Below are 16,365 nucleotides of genomic sequence, written 5' to 3' on the forward strand. Positions count from 1 at the left end.
GTGTGAGGCGTGAGCAGCAGCGGCCTCATCTACGCAGTCATTGTCGGGGCCTGGGCCGCCTACTTGGTGCCGATGTGGCTCCGTAGGCAGGACGAGCTGAACGAGGCCCGTCCGACGGAACGCTTCAGCACCGCCATCCGGCTTCTGTCCGGAAAGGCGGCCATGGAGCGCCGGTACGCCAAGGACCTGCGGGCGCGCTCCACCGAGGAGGGGGAGCAGGACGCCGACGATCCGGACGCCGTCACCGAGTCGGTGGACGTCCGGGCCTTCGCGGTGTCCAAGACCCGCCCCCAGACCCGGGCGCCCCTCCCGTCGCCCGCCCCCGAGCAGCCGTCCCGCCCGGCACCGCACGCGGCCCGTGCCGAACGCGGACCGGGCGGCGTGCCCGCCGCCCGGCGCGGCGCGCCCTCGCCGGCGGAGCAGGCGGCCGCTGCACGGGCCCGGCGCTCGAAGGTGCTCGCGCGCCGCCGGCGCACCACCACCATGCTGTTCCTCGCCTTCACCCTCGGCGCGATCGTCGCCGCGGTCGGAGGCCTGGCCTTCCTGTGGGCCCCGGGCGTGCCCGCCGTGATGCTCAGCGTGTACATCGCCTACCTGCGCTCGCAGGAGCGCCGCCGGTTCACCTACCAGATGGACCGCCGCCGGGCCGAGGCCGCCGCCCAGCGGCTGCGGGAGCGGCAGCCCCGCCGGCGCCCTCCGGCCGAGGAGGAGGCCGACGAACCGGAGGAGGGACCCGAGCCGGCGACCGACCCCGGCCTGTCGGCCCTCGCGGCGGACCGGCGTGCCCTCGTCGAGCAGACCGACCACGCGGAGTGGGTCGACCAGCAGCGCGAGCGGCAGCGGCGGCCGGGCCAGGGCGACAGCTGGGAGCCGGTGCCGGTGCCCCTGCCGACCTATGTGACCGCGCCGGTCGCGCCCCGGGCGACGAACGACGTCGACCTCGGCGCCCCCGACACCTGGAGCTCGGCGCGATCGAGCACGGTCGCCCCCGAGGCGGCGGACGAGACGGCCGGCCCCGACGAGCAGGGCGCGGCGGAGCCCCCCGCGCCGGAGGGGGCCGACGGCGACGCCGTTCCCCCGGCCCGGAAGCGCTCGCGCGGCACGAACCCCGCCGCGGCCTCCGCGCGGCGGGCCCGGGAGCGCGGTCGTACGCCGCTGTTCGACCAGTACGAGGACGGGGACCGGCCCCGGGCCGCCAACGAGTAGCCCGGCGAACCGGCGGGTGCCCGGCGCTCCGGAACGGATTTTTATGCGGGCCGATCGGGGTGCTAGAGTTTCACTCGTTGCAAGGGCCTGTGGCGCAGTCCGGTAGCGCACCTCGTTCGCATCGAGGGGGCCAGGGGTTCAAATCCCCTCAGGTCCACGCAGCTTCGAGCCCCTGTCGGCGACAGCCGACAGGGGCTCTGCTCCGTTCGCGGGCCCCGTAGGGCCCTCCGGCCCGTCAGAGCCGCTTCGCGAAGCAGCGGCTGGCCTCGTGGTGGCGGTAGTAGCCGAACTTGGCGCACGGCTCGTAACCGCTCGACGTGTACAGGGCGATGGCCTCCGGCTGCTTGGTGCCCGTCTCCAGAACCATGCGGACCCGCCCGGCCGCGCGGGCGTCCTCCTCCAGGGCCGCCAGGATGCGGCGGGCCAGGCCCCGGCCGCGCATCTGCTCGATCACGTACATGCGCTTCAGCTCGGCGTCGCCGTCCAGGTTGCCCTCGCCGTTGGCGTTCTGGGCACGCCAGCCGCCCGAGGCGACGGGCGTGCCGTCCGCGTCGTAGGCGATCAGGTAGATGCCGTTCGGCGGGTCGAAGTCCGCGGCGGCCATGGGCGTGGCGTCGCCGTCGTCCCCGTAGCGGACGGCGTATTCGGCCTGGACCTGGTCGTTCAGCTTCATGGCGTCGGGGTGGTCGAAGGAGACCCGGCGTATGTGCATGCCAACCACCGTATGCGATCCGGAACTGGACTCCGTCCAGAGTGCCGGTATCGTGCCCGGGTGCTCACTGTGACCTCTGTGAATGTGAACGGGCTGCGGGCCGCCGCGAAGAAGGGCTTCGTGGAGTGGCTGGCCGCGACCGACGCCGACGTGCTGTGCCTGCAGGAGGTGCGCGCCGAGCCGGAGCAGTTGCCCGAGCACGTCCGCGCGCCCGAGGGGTGGCACGTGGTGCACGCGCCGGCCGCCGCCAAGGGCCGGGCCGGGGTGTCGCTGTACAGCCGGCGTGAACCCGACCGGGTGCGGATCGGGTTCGGGTCCGCCGAGTTCGACGGCAGCGGACGGTATGTGGAGGCGGACCTGCCGGGGGTCACCGTCGCCTCCCTCTATCTGCCCTCCGGCGAGGTCGGCACCGAGCGGCAGGACGAGAAGGACCGCTTCATGGGCGAGTTCCTCGCCTACCTCAGACAGCTGAGGGAGCGGGCCGCTGCCGAGGGGCGCGAGGTCGTCGTCTGCGGCGACTGGAACATCGCCCACACCAAGGCCGACCTGAAGAACTGGCGCGGCAACCAGAAGTCCTCCGGCTTCCTGCCCGAGGAGCGCGAGTGGCTCGGCCGCGTCCTCGACCCGGCCGACGGCGGCTACGTCGACGTCGTACGCGCCCTGCACCCGGACACCGAGGGGCCGTACTCGTGGTGGTCCTACCGGGGGCGGGCCTTCGACAACGACACCGGCTGGCGGATCGACTACCACGTGGCGACCCCCGGGCTCGCCGAGCGGGCGGTCAAGGGGTTCGTGGAGCGGGCCGCCACGCACGCCGAGCGGTGGTCCGACCACGCTCCCGTGACCGTGGTCTACGACCGCTAGGGCCGGACCCGGCCTAGGGTCGTCCGCCTCGGGAGCCGTCCGCGCGCATCCGCCGGTCCAGGGCCAGGGACAGCTCCGCCTCCACCACGCTGCGCGCCAGGGGGCGCAGGCGGGGCAGGTCCTGGGCGGAGGCGTGGCGCAGGACCAGGCCGGTGAAGAGGTCGGCCAGCGCGTCGGTGTGGGTGCGGACCTCCTTGGCCGCGGCGAGGACCTCCGCGAGCGGGATGCCCTCGCGGACCAGGGCCGAGGAGACCTCCAGCAGGCGGCGGCTGATGTGGACGATCTCGCCGCCGTCGGTGCCGAGGTAGCCGAGGTCCATGGCGGCGGCCAGGTTCTCGGGGGTGGCCTCGCCCGCGAAGTGGTCGGCGAGTTCCTCGGGGGTGAGGTGGACCGGCTCCTCCTCGGTCGGGCCGCCCACGCCGAGCAGGTCGCCGACGTCCCGGCCGTGGTCGAAGGCCTCGGCCAGTTCCGCGATGCCGCTGAGGGTGTGGCCGCGTTCCAGCAGGGCCGTGATCGTGCGCAGCCGGGCCAGGTGCTGGTCGTCGTACCAGGCGATGCGGCCCTCGCGGCGGGGTGGCGGGATCAGCTTGCGTTCGCGGTAGAAGCGCAGGGTGCGCACCGTGATCCCGGCCAGGCGGGCCAGCTCTTCCATGCGGTATTCACGCTTCTCGGCCACCTGGGCACCTTAAGCCGTACCGCGGGTAACTTCCTTGTCCTGCCCCCTACCCATCAGTACGTCACTGCTCTACGCTCCCATTGCGCCAGTGTTCACTGGCGCGGTTCTCGTGGTGTGTGGAGGTGTCGGCATGGGCGAGCGCGAACACGAGCATGTGCGGGTCGCGGTGGTCGGGTCCGGGTTCGGCGGGCTGGGGGCCGCCGTACGGCTGCGCCGGGAAGGTGTCACCGACTTCGTCGTCCTGGAGCGGGCGAGCAGTGTCGGCGGCACCTGGCGGGACAACAGCTACCCGGGGTGCGCGTGTGACGTGCCGTCGCATCTGTACTCGTTCTCCTTCGCGCCCAACCCGGACTGGCCGCGCACCTTCTCCGGGCAGGAGCACATCCGGGCCTACCTGGAGCACGTGGCGGACACGTTCCGGCTGCGGCCGCACATCCGCTTCGACTCGGAGGTGAAGCGGATGACGTGGAACGCCGAGCGGCTGTGCTGGGACATCGAGACCAGCAGCGGGAACCTCTCCGCCGACCTCGTCGTGTCGGCCACGGGTCCGCTGTCCGACCCGAAGGTGCCGGACATCCCCGGCCTGGACTCCTTCCCCGGCAAGGTCTTCCACTCCGCCCGCTGGGACCACGACTACGACCTGCGCGGCAAGCGCGTCGCCATGGTCGGCACCGGCGCCTCGGCCATCCAGATCGTGCCGGCCATCCAGCCGGACGTCTCCCGGCTCACCCTCTTCCAGCGCACCCCGCCGTGGGTCATGCCCCGCATGGACCGGGCCATCAGCGACGCGGAACGGTGGCTGCACCGGCAGCTGCCCTTCACCTCGCAGCTGCGGCGCGGACTGCTGTGGGGCATCCGGGAGTTGCAGGTCCAGGCGTTCACCAAGCGCCCGAACGAGCTGGGCTTCGTCGAGCAGCTGGCCAAGCGCAACATGGCCCGGGCCATCAAGGACCCGGCGCTGCGGGCCAAGCTCACGCCCGACTACCGCATCGGCTGCAAGCGGATCCTGCTGTCCAGCGAGTACTATCCCGCCCTCGCGCGGCCCAACGTGGACGTCGTCGCGAGCGGCCTGGCCGAGGTGCGCGGCTCGACCCTGGTCGCCGCCGACGGCAGCGAGGCCGAGGTGGACGCGATCGTGTTCGGCACGGGCTTCCACGTCACCGACATGCCCATCGCCGAACGGGTGGTGGGCGCCGACGGGCGGACCCTCGCCGAGACCTGGAAGGGCGGCATGGAGGCCCTGCGCGGCGCCTCGGCGGCCGGCTTCCCGAACTGGATGACGATCATCGGGCCCAACACGGGCCTCGGGAACTCCTCGATGATCCTGATGATCGAGTCCCAGCTGAACTACCTGGCCGACTACGTCCGCCAGCTCGACGTCCTGGGCGGCCGGGTCGCCCTCGACGCCCGCCCCGACGCGGTGCGCGGATGGAACCAGCGGGTGCAGGAACGCATGAAGCGGACCGTGTGGAACACCGGCGGCTGCACCAGCTGGTACCTCGACGCGAACGGCCGCAACACCACCATCTGGCCCGGCACGACCGCCGAGTTCCGGCGGGCGACGCGCCGGGTGGACCTCATGGAGTACGACGTACTGCGGGCCCCCGGGGCCGGGCGGAGCGAGGCGCGGGACGCGCGGAAGGCCGGGGTGGACGCGTGAGCCGTCTCCTCCCCGTCGCGTCCGGGCCCTACGCCCCGCCCGCCCCCGTGCGCGAGCTGACCGCCGTCTCCGCCGACGGTGCCCGGCTGCACGTCGAGATCCACGGGCCCGAGTTCGCGCCCGCCGTCGTCCTGGCACACGGCTGGACCTGCTCGACCGCCTTCTGGGCGGCGCAGATCCGCGAACTGGCCGCCGACCACCGGGTCATCGCCTACGACCAGCGCGGGCACGGCCGCAGCCCCGCGAGCCCGGCGTGCAGCACCGACGCGCTCGCCGACGACCTCGAAGCCGTCCTGGAAGCCACCCTCTCGCCGGGCGAACAGGCCGTGATCGCCGGGCACTCCATGGGCGGCATGACCGTCATGGCGGCCTCCGGACGGCCCGCCTTCCGTGCGCACGCCGCCGCCGTCCTGCTGTGCAGCACGGGCAGTTCGCAGCTGGTCGCCGCCTCCACCGTCGTCCCGATGCGGCCCGGGCCGGTGCGCACCTGGCTCACCCGGCGGATCCTCGGCTCCCGCGCCCCGCTCGGGCCGGTCACGCCCCTGGCCCGCCGGATCCTCAAGTACGGGACCATGGGCCCCGGTTCGGCCCCGGACATGGTCGAGGCGTGCGCCCGGATCGTGCACGCCTGCCCCCGCAGGGTCCGGCACAGCTGGTCGCAGGTGCTGGACCTGCTCGACCTCGACCACGGCGTCCGGGGGCTGACCGTGCCCACGGCCGTCCTGGTCGGCACGGCGGACCGGCTGACCCCGCCGGCGCAGGCCCGGGCCCTGTGCGAGGCGCTGCCGGACTGCACCGGGTTCACCGAACTGCCCGGCATCGGCCACATGACCCCGATCGAGGCGCCGGAGCAGGTCACCGGGAAGATACGCGAACTCGTCACCACCCACATCGAGGCCGTAACCGAGGAGAGCGCATGAGCAGGGTGAACCTTGAGGGCAAGGTCGCCGTGGTGACCGGGGCGGCGCGCGGCGTCGGGGAGCTGCTGGCCCGCAAGCTGTCCGCGCGCGGCGTGCGGATCGCCCTGGTGGGCCTGGAGCCGGACGCGCTCAAGCAGGTCTCCGCGCGGCTGCACAGCGACAGCGACCACTGGCACGCCGACGTCACCGACCACGAGGCGATGGCGCGGGTCGCCGAGGAGGCGAAGGAGCGCTTCGGGCGGGTCGACATCGTCGTCGCCAACGCCGGTGTGGCGACCGGCGGTCCGTTCACCGACTCCGACCCGGAGTCCTGGCGGCGGGTGATCGAGGTCAACCTGATCGGCTCGGCCGTGACCGCCCGCGCGTTCCTGCCGATGCTGCTGGAGAGCCGGGGTTACCTGCTGCAGATCGCCTCCCTCGCGGCGATCACCCCGGCGCCGATGATGACCGCGTACTGCGCGTCCAAGTCGGGCGTGGAGGCGTACGCGCACAGCCTGCGCGCCGAGGTCGGGTACCGGGGCGTGAAGGTCGGCGTCGGGTACCTGTCGTGGACCGACACCGACATGGTGCGCGGCGCCGACCAGGAGGACGTCATGCGGGAGTTGCGGCAGCGGCTGCCCTGGCCGTCCAACAAGACCTACCCGCTGGGCCCGGCCGTGGACCGGCTCGTGGCCGGGATCGAGTCCCGGTCGAGCCATGTCTACGGGCAGTGGTGGCTGCGCGGGATGCAGGGGGTGCGCGGTTGTCTGCCCGCGATCATCGGCACGGTCGGACAGCGCGAGATGCGGCGGTTCGCCGACCGGCTGACGGGCATGCGAACGGGCCTGGTCGGAGCGGGTGGAGCGGCCGACGAGCAGCAGCGGACTACCGTGCGTGAGTGATCGACATGCGCAGCGTCACGGCCCGTGTGAATCTGATCGAGCCAGATCCCCTCACCCCCAACGGGAGTGAACCCACATGGGTATGAAGGACCAGTTCCAGGAGAAGTCCGAGCAGTTCCAGAACCAGGCCCGTCAGAAGGCGGACCAGGCTCGCGAGCAGATGCAGGGCCGCGGCCGCCGGCGCGAGGAGGACATGGACCCCTCGCAGCCGCAGCGCGACCGTGAGCGGGAGCGCGAGCACGAGGACCGCTTCGACCAGGACTACGACGCCTGACGTTGCGTGCTGAGCGGACCGGGGCGCCCCCGTGCGGGGTGCCCCTTTCCCCTGCGGGTCACGTCCTGGGCGGTAGCTTCGGACGGGAGCGGTCCGGCACGTCGCTGTACGTCGGCGGTGTCGCGGGCGGGTCGGTCTCCAGCAGCCCCAGGGCGAGTTCGACGGCGTCGGCCAGCTGCGCGTGCCGCCCCTCGGCCCAGTCCAGCGGGGTGCGCGGGACGTCGATGTCGGGCGCGACGCCCCTGTTCTCCACCGACCAGCCGTAGGCGTCGAACCAGGCCGCGTTCATCGGCACCGTGATCACCGTGCCGTCGCCCAGCTCGTGCCGGCCGGTCATGCCGACCACCCCGCCCCAGGTGCGCTGCCCCACCACGGGCCCCAGCTTCAGCAGTTTGAACGCGGCGGCGATCATGTCGCCGTCGGATGAGGTCGCCTCGTCGGCCAGGGCCACCAGCGGGCCGCGCGGCGCGTTCGAGGCGTACGAGACGGGCTGGGCGTCCCGGGTCAGGTCCCAGCCGAGGATCGTGCGGCTCAGCGTCTCGACGACCAGCTCGCTGATGTGCCCGCCGGCGTTGCCGCGCACGTCCACGATCAGCGCGGGCCGGGAGACCTCCATGCGCAGGTCCCGGTTGAACTGCGCCCAGCCCGAGCCGCCCATGTCCGGGATGTGCAGATAGCCGCAGCGGCCCCCGCTCAACTCCCGCACCACCGCCCGGCGTTTGGCCACCCAGTCCTGGTAGCGCAGCGGCCGCTCGTCGGTCAGCGGCACGACGGCGACCCGCCGGGGCGGACCCGCGCCCTCCGCGGGGGAGAAGGTCAGCTCCACCGTCGTCCCGCCCGCACCGGCCAGCAGCGGGTAGGGGCCCGCGTCCGGATCCACCGGGCGGCCGTCGACATGGGTGAGGACCGCGCCCTCCCGGATGCCCGTACCGGCGAGCGGGGAGCGGGCCTTGGAGTCGGAGGAGTCGCCGGGCAGGATCCGCTTGACCGTCCAGCCGCCGTCCCGGCGTACGAGGTTGGCGCCGAGCAGGCCCTGGCGGCGCTGGTAGTGCGGCGGGCCCTCGTTGCGCCGGGCGGCGGTGACGTAGGCGTGGGAGGTGCCCAGTTCGCCGAGCACCTCGCGCAGCAGGTCGGCGAACTCGTCCGGGGACGCGACCCGTTCGACCAGCGGCCGGTACTGGTCAAGGACCCCGTCCCAGTCGATGCCGCACATGCCCGGATCCCAGAAGTGGGCCCGGATCAGCCGCCCGGCCTCGTCGTACGCCTGCCGCCACTCCGCCGCCGGGTCGACGGTGTGCAGGATGCGGCGGGCGTCGATCCACACCGTGGAGTCGGAGTCGCCCGGCTCGTCCGCCGGTACCGCGCGCAGCTCGCCCTCGTCGACGATCACCAGCCGGCTGCCGTCGCCGCTGACCGCGAACCAGTCGAGCTGCTGGGCGAGTTCGGACTTCTTCGCCTTGGTGATGCCGAAGTGCTCCAGGGTGGGCCGGCCGCTGGTGTCGTCCGGGTTGGCGAACGTCTCGCCCAGCGCGCCGGAGATCGGCCAGCGCAGCCACACCAGCCCGCCGCCCGCCACCGGGTGCAGCGCCGAGTACTTGGAGGCGGCCACCGGGAACGGCGTGACCCGGCTCGCCAGTCCTTCGGCCTCGACCGTCACGGCCCCGCCCTCCCCGCTTCCGTCGTCCTCCACCGGGTCCAGACCCCCGGCGGCCGGGCGGCCCTCGGGGTTCACCGCGAACGGGGAGGGCGTCGCCGAGGACAGCGGCACCAGGTACGGGCGGCAGCCCAGCGGGAAGGACAGGTCGCCGGTGTGCACGTCGTAGACCGGGTCGAAGCCGCGCCAGGACAGGAAGGCCAGGTAGCGGCCGTCGCGGGTGAAGACCGGGTTCTCGTCCTCGAAGCGGCCGTTGGTCACGTCGACGACGAACCGGTCCGTGATGCGGGCCAGTTTGATCTGCCGCAGCGTGCGCCCGATGCCCGGGTGCGACCAGGTCAGCCACGCCCCGTCCGGGGAGAACGCCAGGTCGCGCACGGGTCCGTTGATCGACCTGATCAGTTCGGTGACCTCTCCGTCGCCGTCCTCGGTGACGTCGACGAGGAGGAGCCGCCCGTCGTGCGAGGCGACCGCCAGGCGCTCGCCCTCGGGATCGCAGACCAGCTCGCGCACCCGGCCCAGCGCGCCCGGCGAGAGCCGCCGGGGGGTGCGGTCGCCGCTCGCCCGGGGCAGGAAGGCGATCTCGATGGCGTCCTCGCCCTCCGCGTCCGTCACGTACGCCACCCGCCCGCTCGCGCCGAGCATCTCCGGCAGGCGCACCCGGACGCCCGGGATGTCGGTGAGGGCGCGGGCGGGACCGTCCCGGTGGGTGAGCCAGTACAGGCTGCCGCGCACGACGACCGCGCCGGCCCGGCCGGTCTCGTCGACCGAGAGCCCGTCGACGTGCCGGGCGGCCGCCACCTGGTACGGGCGCCGCCCGGCGCGCGGCCCGTTCAGCCGTACGTCCAGCCGGCGCGGCTCGGAGTCCGCGGACAGGTCCTCGACCAGCCACAGGTCGCCCGCGCACTGGTACACCACCCGCGTTCCGTCGCTGGCGGCGTGCCGGGCGTAGAAGGCGTCGTGGTCGGTGTGGCGGCGCAGGTCGGTGCCGTCGTGGGCGCAGGAGTAGAGGTTGCCGACGCCCTCGTGGTCGGAGAGGAAGGCGATCCGGCCGCCCACGAACATCGGGGAGTGCAGATGGCCGCCGAGGCCTTCGAGCAGCCGCTCGCCGTGCAGCCACAGCCGGCCCGTGGCCCCGCCCCGGTAGCGCTTCCAGGCGGCCGGTTCGTGCGGGGGCGTGCCGGTGAGCAGCAGCGTCCTGCGCTCCCCGTCCAGGTCGGCCACCTGGATGTCGGAGACCGGCCCCCAGGGCAGTTTGCGGCCCGGGTCGCCGTCGGGGCAGACCTTGTAGGCCCAGGTGAAGTAGGAGAACGGCTCGCCGTGCGAGGCGACGGCCAGGATCTCGCCGTCCGGGGTCCAGCCGCGGACGCGGGTGTCGGCGCTGCCCCAGTGGCTCACCTGCCTGCCCGGGCCGCCGTCCACCGGGATCAGGTGGACCTCGGGCACCAGGCTGCGCCAGCTCGTGCAGGCGAGATGGCGGCCGTCGGGCGAGAAGCGCGGGTGGCCCACCTTGGTGCGGTCGACGGTGAGCCGCCAGGCGCGGCCCGGGCCGTCGAGCGGCGCGAGCCAGAGGTCGTCCTCGGCGACGAAGCACAGCAGGTCGTCATGGAGATGCGGCAGACGCAGATAGGTCACCTGACCATGCTTTGCCCGGGCGTGGGCACCAGCAAGTCGTGACAAGGCCACCGCCGTGACCCAGCACACGTACGAAACCGTTTCGTTTCTATGCGGGGTGCGCTATCTTCGTGGTGTACGAAACCGTGTCGTTCGAAGCGGGAAGGTGAGTCAGATGGCTGAGGTCGCCGCCGCGCGTCGCAGTCGGATCACCCCCGAGCGCGAGGCCGAGCTGTACGCGGCCGTGCTCGACCTGCTCCGCGAAGTCGGCTACGACGCCCTCACCATGGACGCCGTGGCCACCCGCACCCGGTCCAGCAAGGCCACGCTCTACCGCCAGTGGGGCGGCAAGGCCCCGCTGGTCGTCAAGGCGCTCAGGCACACCAAGCCGGTGAAGGACCTCGACGAGATCGACACCGGCTCCCTGCGCGGCGACTTCCACGCCCTCATGGCGCGTGCGGACGACGCCGAGATGGAGCAGAACGGCGCGCTCATGCGCGGACTGGCCACGGCGATGCACGCCAATCCGGACCTCCACAGCGAGTTCCGGAGCCAGATCATCGAACCGGAGATCGCGAGCTCGCGCCGCCTCCTCCAACGAGCCGTCGACCGGGGCGAGATCCGCCCGGACTGCCCCGCGCTGGAGTTCGTGGTGCACATGATGCTCGGCGCGTTCGTCACCTGCGCGGTCCTCGAGGACAAGCCTCCGACGGCGGCCTTCCTCACCTCGTACATCGACGCCGTGGTCCTCCCCGCCCTCGGCGTCCCCACCACCGACTAGTCCCCTCAACTGCCCTCCACCTGACGTCACCGCTCACGTCGTCGGGCTGATCACCCCTGCCCCGAAGACCCTCACGACCTGACCGGGAGTACGCCCTCGTGGCCACTTTCCTCTATAAAATCGGCCGGTTCTCGTTCCGGCGGCGGCACTTCGTCGCCCTGATATGGGTGGCCCTGCTGACCCTCGCCGGGGTCGGCGCGGCCGGCGCGCCCACCGCGGGCAACAGCTCGTTCTCCATCCCGGGCACCGAGGCCCAGAAGGCCTTCGACCTGCTGGAACAGCGCTTCCCCGGCACCAGCGCCGACGGCGCCACCGCCCGCGTGGTCTTCAAGGCGCCGAGCGGCGAGAAGATGACCGACCCGGGCAACAAGGCGACGGTGCGGGAGACCGTGAAGGAGCTGGCCGACGGCTCCGAGGTCGCCCGCGTCACCGACCCGTACCAGGCGAAGGCCGTCAGCAAGGACGGAACGATCGCCTACGCGCAGGTGTCGTACAAGGTCTCCGGGATGGAGCTCGACGACGCCTCCAAGGACGCCCTGGAGGACTCCGCGCAGGACGCCCGGAAGGCCGGGCTGACCGTCGAGATCGGCGGTGACGCGCTGCAGGCGGTGCCGCACACCGGCTCCAGCGAGATCATCGGCATCGCGGTCGCCGCGGTCGTCCTCGTCATCACCTTCGGCTCGCTGGTCGCGGCCGGGCTCCCGCTGCTCACCGCGCTCATCGGCGTGGGCATCGGCGTCTCCACGATCACCGCCCTGGCGAGCGCGCTGGACCTGGGCACGACCACCTCCACCCTGGCCATGATGATCGGCCTCGCGGTCGGCATCGACTACGCCCTGTTCATCGTCTCCCGCTACCGCGCCGAACTGGCCGACGGCCGCGAGCGCGAGGAGGCGGCCGGCCGGGCCGTCGGCACGGCGGGTTCCGCCGTGGTGTTCGCGGGCCTGACCGTGGTGATCGCCCTGGTGGGCCTGTCCGTCGTCAACATCCCGATGCTGACGAAGATGGGCGTCGCGGCGGCCGGCACGGTGGCCATCGCGGTGCTGATCGCCCTCACCATGATCCCCGCCCTGCTCGGATACGCCGGGCGCAAGGTCAGGCCGGCGGGGGAGAAGGGCAGGCTGTTCGGCCGGGCCAAGGCGCAGGACGGGCCCGCCAAGCCCAACCTGGGCAGCCGCTGGGCGAGCTTCGTGGTCCGCCGCCCGATCGCGGTCCTGCTGCTCGGCGTCGTCGGCCTCGGCGCGGCCGCCGTCCCGGCCGCGAGCCTGGAACTGGGCCTGCCGGACGACGGCTCCCAGCCCACCTCCACCACCCAGCGCCGCGCCTACGACCTGCTGTCCGAGGGCTTCGGGCCGGGCTTCAACGGCCCGCTGATGGTCGTGGTCGACGCCAAGGGCAGCGACGACCCGAAGGCCGCCTTCACCGCGGTCGGCGACGAGATCAAGGGCTTGAGGGACGTCGTCACGGTGACGCCGCCCGCGCCCAACAAGGCCGGTGACACCGCCACCATCACCGTCGTCCCCGGCTCCAAGCCGTCCTCCGTCACCACCGAGGACCTGGTGCACGGCATCCGCGACGCGGGCACGGACGTCAGGGCCGACACCGGCGCCAACGTCCTGGTCACCGGCAGCACGGCCATGAACATCGACGTCAGCCAGAAGCTCAACGACGCCCTCGTGCCCTACCTGGTCCTGGTCGTCGGCCTGGCCTTCCTGCTCCTGATCGTGGTGTTCCGCTCGATCCTCGTCCCGCTGAAGGCGGCCCTCGGCTTCCTGCTGTCGGTGATGGCGGCGCTCGGCGCGGTCGTCGCGGTCTTCCAGTGGGGCTGGCTGTCCGGCCTCATGGGCGTCGAGCAGACCGGGCCGGTCATGTCGATGATGCCGATCTTCATGGTCGGCGTGGTCTTCGGCCTGGCCATGGACTACGAGGTGTTCCTCGTGACCCGGATGCGGGAGGCCTACGTCCACGGCGAGAAGCCGGCCCAGGCCGTGGTGACCGGCTTCCGGCACGGCGCGCGGGTCGTCAGCGCCGCCGCGGTCATCATGATCGCCGTCTTCGCCGGCTTCATCGGCTCCTCCGAGTCGATGGTGAAGATGATCGGCTTCGGCCTCGCGATCGCGGTCTTCTTCGACGCGTTCATCGTCCGCATGGCCATCGTCCCGGCCGTCCTGGCCCTCCTGGGCCGCAAGGCCTGGTGGTTGCCCGGGTGGCTCGACCGCGCCCTGCCGAACGTGGACGTCGAGGGCGAGGGCCTGCGCGCCGCCTCCGGCGACGACGACGGTGACAGGCAACTGGTCCGCGTCTGACGGCTCGTCAGAAACCTGCCGGTGAGGGCGCACTGTGGGACGGTGCGTCCTCACCGGCCTTTCACCCGGGCACCTCGACTTCGGCCCACACCGTCTTGCGCGGGTGCGGCCCCGGTGTCACGCCCCAGCGGCCGGCGAGGGCGGCCACGACGAGGAGGCCCCGGCCCGTGGTGGCGTCCGGGGCCGGCCGGGTGGCGTGGGGAAGCAGGTCGCCGCGCGTGTCCGTGACCTCGATGCGGAGGGTGCCGCCGACGACGTAGAGCGTCAGACGGAAGTCCCGGCCGGGCGCGCGGCCATGGGTGGCGGCATTGGCCGCGAGCTCGGCGACGATCTGCTCGGCAGGGTCCGACGGCACGTCCCACGAGCGCAGTTGCTCCACGGCGAGGAGCCGGGCGAGCCGCGCGCCCCGGGGCGTCGGGGAGAGCAGAAGGCTGAGGTTGCGGATGGTGGTCTCCTGGTTCATGTGACTCAGCGTGGCCGAGTCCGGGCGCCGTGACCGGCGACTGCGGGTGGGCGTACCGCTGTTGTCCCGAGCTTGTCTCGTGCTGTCCCGGCTGTCCCGGTCGTTGTACGGGTACGGCTGCGCGATGGAGGTGGGGCATGAACGAGGCTGTCGACGAGGCCGGCTGGGATGTCGAGCCGGGCGACGAGATCGAGCCGCTGGTCCAGGCGGTGGGCAAGCTGCTGAAGGTGTGCCGGGAGGCGGCGGGCCTGCGGGTCACCGAGCTGGGCGACATGCTCGGCTACGGCGAGGACATGATCCGCAAGATGGAACGGGGGGCGCGGATTCCCCGCCCCGAGTACCTGGACAGGGCGGACCGGGTGCTGAACGCCCAGGGGCATCTGAGGGCGTTCACGAAGGACATGGAGCGGGCCCGGTATCCGAAGAAGGTGCGGGAACTGGCGGAGCTGGAGGGGCGGGCGGTGGAGATGCTGCTCTACAGCAATCACAACATCCACGGGCTGCTGCAGACGCCGGAGTACACCAAGGCGCTCTACGAGATGCGGCAACCTGCCCTTTCTGCCGACGTGATCGAACGGGAGAGTGCGGCACGTCTGGCCCGCAAGTCAGTCTTCGAGCGTGACCCGGCTCCAAATCTCAGTTTTGTCCAGGAACAGGTGACGCTCGAACGGCCACTCGGGGGCAAGATGGTGTTGCGCCGACAGCTCGAACACCTGGTGGAGGTGGCCAAGTTGCGGAACGTGTCGCTCCAGGTCATGCCGACCGATCGAGAGGAGCACGCTGGAGTACCCGGCCTGATCGAAGTGCTGAAGTTCACCGACGGCACGGCGATCGGACGTTCCGAGGGCGCGTTCAACGGCCGTCCGGTCTCAAGCCCTCGCGATCTGCGGGTCCTTGAGCTGCGCTATGGCATGATCCGGGCGCAGGCTCTCTCGCCGCGGGAGTCACAGACCTTCATCGAGGAATTGCTGGGGAGACTATGAGCACGCCGGAACTGCACTGGTTCAAGAGCAGCTACAGCAGCAGCAATGAGCCGGGCGACTGCGTCGAGGTCGCCCACACTCCCGCCGTGATCCACGTCCGCGACTCCAAGACCCCGGGGACTCCCCACGTGACGGTAGTCCCCGCCACGTGGGAGTCGTTCCTCGCGTACGTCGCCGAGTGACAGCCGGACCTCCTACGCCGCCTGTGGGTGGAGGACCACCTTGGTGTAGCCCTCGACCCGCTTGTCGAACTTCTCGTACGCCGACGGGGCCTGGTCCAGCGGCAGTTCGTGCGAGACGACGAAGCTCGGGGTCGCGCGGCCCTCGATGATCATGTCCCGCAACTGCCGGTTGTACCGCTTGACGTTGCACTGGCCGGTGCCCATGCGCAGGCCCTTTTCGAAGAGACGCCCGACGGAGACCATCAGCATGCCCTTCTTGGCCTGGTCGTCCGGCCCGCCCGGGTCGCTCGGGACGTACAGGCCGGGCACGCCGAGCGCGCCCGTCGGCCGGACCGTCTCGACGAGCGAGTTGAGCACGGTGGCCGGTTCCTCGCGGTCCTCGCCCTGGGCCTGGGCCTGGTAGCCGACGGCGTCGACGCCCTTGTCCGTGCCCCGGCCGTCGGTCTGCTCCTTGATCTGCTCCGCCGGGTTGCCCTGCGTGAAGTCGATCGGCACGGCGCCGATCTCCTCCGCCTTCTGCAGCCGCTCGGCCACCCGGTCGACCACGAACACCTTGCTCGCGCCGCGCAGCATCGCGGAGTAGGCGGCCATGAGCCCGACCGGACCGCCGCCGTACACGGCGACGCTCTCACCGGGACGCACGTCGGCCAGTTCGTTGCCGTGGTAGCCGGTCGGGAAGATGTCGGCGAGCAGGACGAAGTCGGTCTCCTGCTCGGTGCCCTCCGGGAGTTTCAGGCAGTTGAAGTCGGCGTACGGGACGCGCACGTACTCCGCCTGCCCTCCCGTGTAGGGCCCCATCGCGACATAGCCGTAGGCGCCGCCGGCGAAGCCCGGGTTCACGGTCAGGCAGAAGCCCGTGAGCCCCGCCGTACAGTTCTGGCAGAAACCGCAGGCCACGTTGAACGGCATGACCACCCGGTCGCCGCTGCTGAGCGAGGTGACCCCCTCTCCTGTCTCCTCGATGACGCCGAGGTTCTCGTGACCGAACACGATCCCCGGCTCCGCGGCGGTACGGCCCTCGTACATGTGCAGGTCCGAGCCGCAGATCGCGGTCGACGTGACCCGGACGATCACGTCGTTGGGGTGCTGAATCCGTGGATCCTCCACTTGCTCAATCGCCACCTCGAAGGGGCCCTTGTACACGACAGCCCTCATGGTCAAGCACCTCCATGTGCCGTGGCTCATATAC

At 72.0% G+C, this 16,365-nt stretch carries 15 protein-coding genes and 1 tRNA gene; 11 read left to right on the forward strand and 5 right to left on the reverse strand.

The features are described from left to right. Nucleotides 1-9 precede the first annotated feature (9 nt). Both glpR and RIN80_RS02030 read left to right on the forward strand, forming a co-directional pair. On the forward strand, nucleotides 10-1,206 hold the full coding sequence (glpR, locus tag RIN80_RS02025; protein WP_309093704.1) for a gephyrin-like molybdotransferase receptor GlpR: 1,197 nt from the start codon (nucleotides 10-12) through the stop codon (nucleotides 1,204-1,206). A gap of 83 nt (nucleotides 1,207-1,289) precedes the next feature. Beyond that, nucleotides 1,290-1,363: transfer RNA gene (locus RIN80_RS02030), tRNA-Ala, on the forward strand. A 78-nt stretch (nucleotides 1,364-1,441) separates the two neighbouring features. Here RIN80_RS02030 and RIN80_RS02035 read toward each other — a convergent pair. Further along, complete coding sequence (locus RIN80_RS02035) at nucleotides 1,442-1,918, reverse strand: GNAT family N-acetyltransferase (protein WP_309093705.1); 477 nt, start codon at nucleotides 1,916-1,918, stop codon at nucleotides 1,442-1,444. Nucleotides 1,919-1,978: 60 nt separating this feature from the next. On the opposite strand from RIN80_RS02035, the gene RIN80_RS02040 reads away from it, so the two are divergent. Beyond that, nucleotides 1,979-2,782 carry an exodeoxyribonuclease III gene (locus tag RIN80_RS02040; protein WP_309093706.1) on the forward strand — a complete coding sequence of 268 codons (804 nt, stop codon included), beginning with the start codon at nucleotides 1,979-1,981 and terminating at the stop codon, nucleotides 2,780-2,782. A gap of 13 nt (nucleotides 2,783-2,795) precedes the next feature. On the opposite strand, the gene RIN80_RS02045 is transcribed toward RIN80_RS02040, so the two are convergent. Beyond that, the gene (locus RIN80_RS02045) at nucleotides 2,796-3,458 is read right to left on the reverse strand and encodes a MerR family transcriptional regulator (protein WP_309093707.1); all 663 of its coding nucleotides are present in this window, start codon (nucleotides 3,456-3,458) and stop codon (nucleotides 2,796-2,798) included. A 130-nt stretch (nucleotides 3,459-3,588) separates the two neighbouring features. On the opposite strand from RIN80_RS02045, the gene RIN80_RS02050 reads away from it, so the two are divergent. From RIN80_RS02050 to RIN80_RS02065, 4 genes are all read left to right on the forward strand, one after another. Then, a complete protein-coding gene (locus RIN80_RS02050; RefSeq protein ID WP_309093708.1) occupies nucleotides 3,589-5,118 on the forward strand; it encodes an NAD(P)/FAD-dependent oxidoreductase in 1,530 nt (509 codons plus the stop codon). Continuing rightward, a complete protein-coding gene (locus tag RIN80_RS02055) occupies nucleotides 5,115-6,038 on the forward strand; it encodes an alpha/beta hydrolase (protein WP_309093709.1) in 924 nt (307 codons plus the stop codon). Before RIN80_RS02050 ends, RIN80_RS02055 begins: the two co-directional genes overlap by 4 nt. Continuing rightward, nucleotides 6,035-6,919, forward strand: coding sequence for an SDR family oxidoreductase (locus RIN80_RS02060; protein WP_309093710.1), 885 nt, complete (start codon nucleotides 6,035-6,037; stop codon nucleotides 6,917-6,919). The genes RIN80_RS02055 and RIN80_RS02060 overlap by 4 nt, the downstream gene beginning before the upstream one ends. A 76-nt stretch (nucleotides 6,920-6,995) precedes the next feature. After that, nucleotides 6,996-7,193, forward strand: coding sequence for a hypothetical protein (locus tag RIN80_RS02065; RefSeq protein WP_309093711.1), 198 nt, complete (start codon nucleotides 6,996-6,998; stop codon nucleotides 7,191-7,193). Nucleotides 7,194-7,251: 58 nt separating this feature from the next. Here RIN80_RS02065 and RIN80_RS02070 read toward each other — a convergent pair whose 3' ends face one another. Next, complete coding sequence (locus RIN80_RS02070) at nucleotides 7,252-10,482, reverse strand: S41 family peptidase (RefSeq protein WP_309093712.1); 3,231 nt, start codon at nucleotides 10,480-10,482, stop codon at nucleotides 7,252-7,254. 154 nt (nucleotides 10,483-10,636) lie between these two features. Between RIN80_RS02070 and RIN80_RS02075 the strand changes: the two genes are divergently transcribed. Beyond that, nucleotides 10,637-11,242 (forward strand): TetR/AcrR family transcriptional regulator, encoded by a 606-nt coding sequence (locus tag RIN80_RS02075; protein WP_309093713.1) that lies wholly within the window; start codon nucleotides 10,637-10,639, stop codon nucleotides 11,240-11,242. 98 nt (nucleotides 11,243-11,340) lie between these two features. Beyond that, nucleotides 11,341-13,548: an MMPL family transporter gene (locus RIN80_RS02080; RefSeq protein ID WP_309093714.1), complete on the forward strand. Its 2,208-nt coding sequence runs from the start codon at nucleotides 11,341-11,343 to the stop codon at nucleotides 13,546-13,548. A 61-nt stretch (nucleotides 13,549-13,609) separates the two neighbouring features. On the opposite strand, the gene RIN80_RS02085 is transcribed toward RIN80_RS02080, so the two are convergent. Then, the gene (locus RIN80_RS02085; RefSeq protein WP_309093715.1) at nucleotides 13,610-14,011 is read right to left on the reverse strand and encodes an ATP-binding protein; all 402 of its coding nucleotides are present in this window, start codon (nucleotides 14,009-14,011) and stop codon (nucleotides 13,610-13,612) included. Nucleotides 14,012-14,148: 137 nt separating this feature from the next. On the opposite strand from RIN80_RS02085, the gene RIN80_RS02090 reads away from it, so the two are divergent. Both RIN80_RS02090 and RIN80_RS02095 read left to right on the forward strand, forming a co-directional pair. Continuing rightward, the gene (locus tag RIN80_RS02090) at nucleotides 14,149-14,994 is read left to right on the forward strand and encodes a helix-turn-helix transcriptional regulator (protein ID WP_309093716.1); all 846 of its coding nucleotides are present in this window, start codon (nucleotides 14,149-14,151) and stop codon (nucleotides 14,992-14,994) included. Next, complete coding sequence (locus tag RIN80_RS02095) at nucleotides 14,991-15,176, forward strand: DUF397 domain-containing protein (RefSeq protein ID WP_309093717.1); 186 nt, start codon at nucleotides 14,991-14,993, stop codon at nucleotides 15,174-15,176. Before RIN80_RS02090 ends, RIN80_RS02095 begins: the two co-directional genes overlap by 4 nt. A gap of 12 nt (nucleotides 15,177-15,188) precedes the next feature. Here the strand turns inward: RIN80_RS02095 and RIN80_RS02100 are convergent, their stop codons facing one another. Continuing rightward, on the reverse strand, nucleotides 15,189-16,331 hold the full coding sequence (locus tag RIN80_RS02100; protein ID WP_309093718.1) for a glutathione-independent formaldehyde dehydrogenase: 1,143 nt from the start codon (nucleotides 16,329-16,331) through the stop codon (nucleotides 15,189-15,191). Nucleotides 16,332-16,365: the final 34 nt, after the last annotated feature.

This window comes from Streptomyces sp. (genome assembly GCF_031181705.1).
GTDB lineage: Bacteria > Actinomycetota > Actinomycetes > Streptomycetales > Streptomycetaceae > Streptomyces.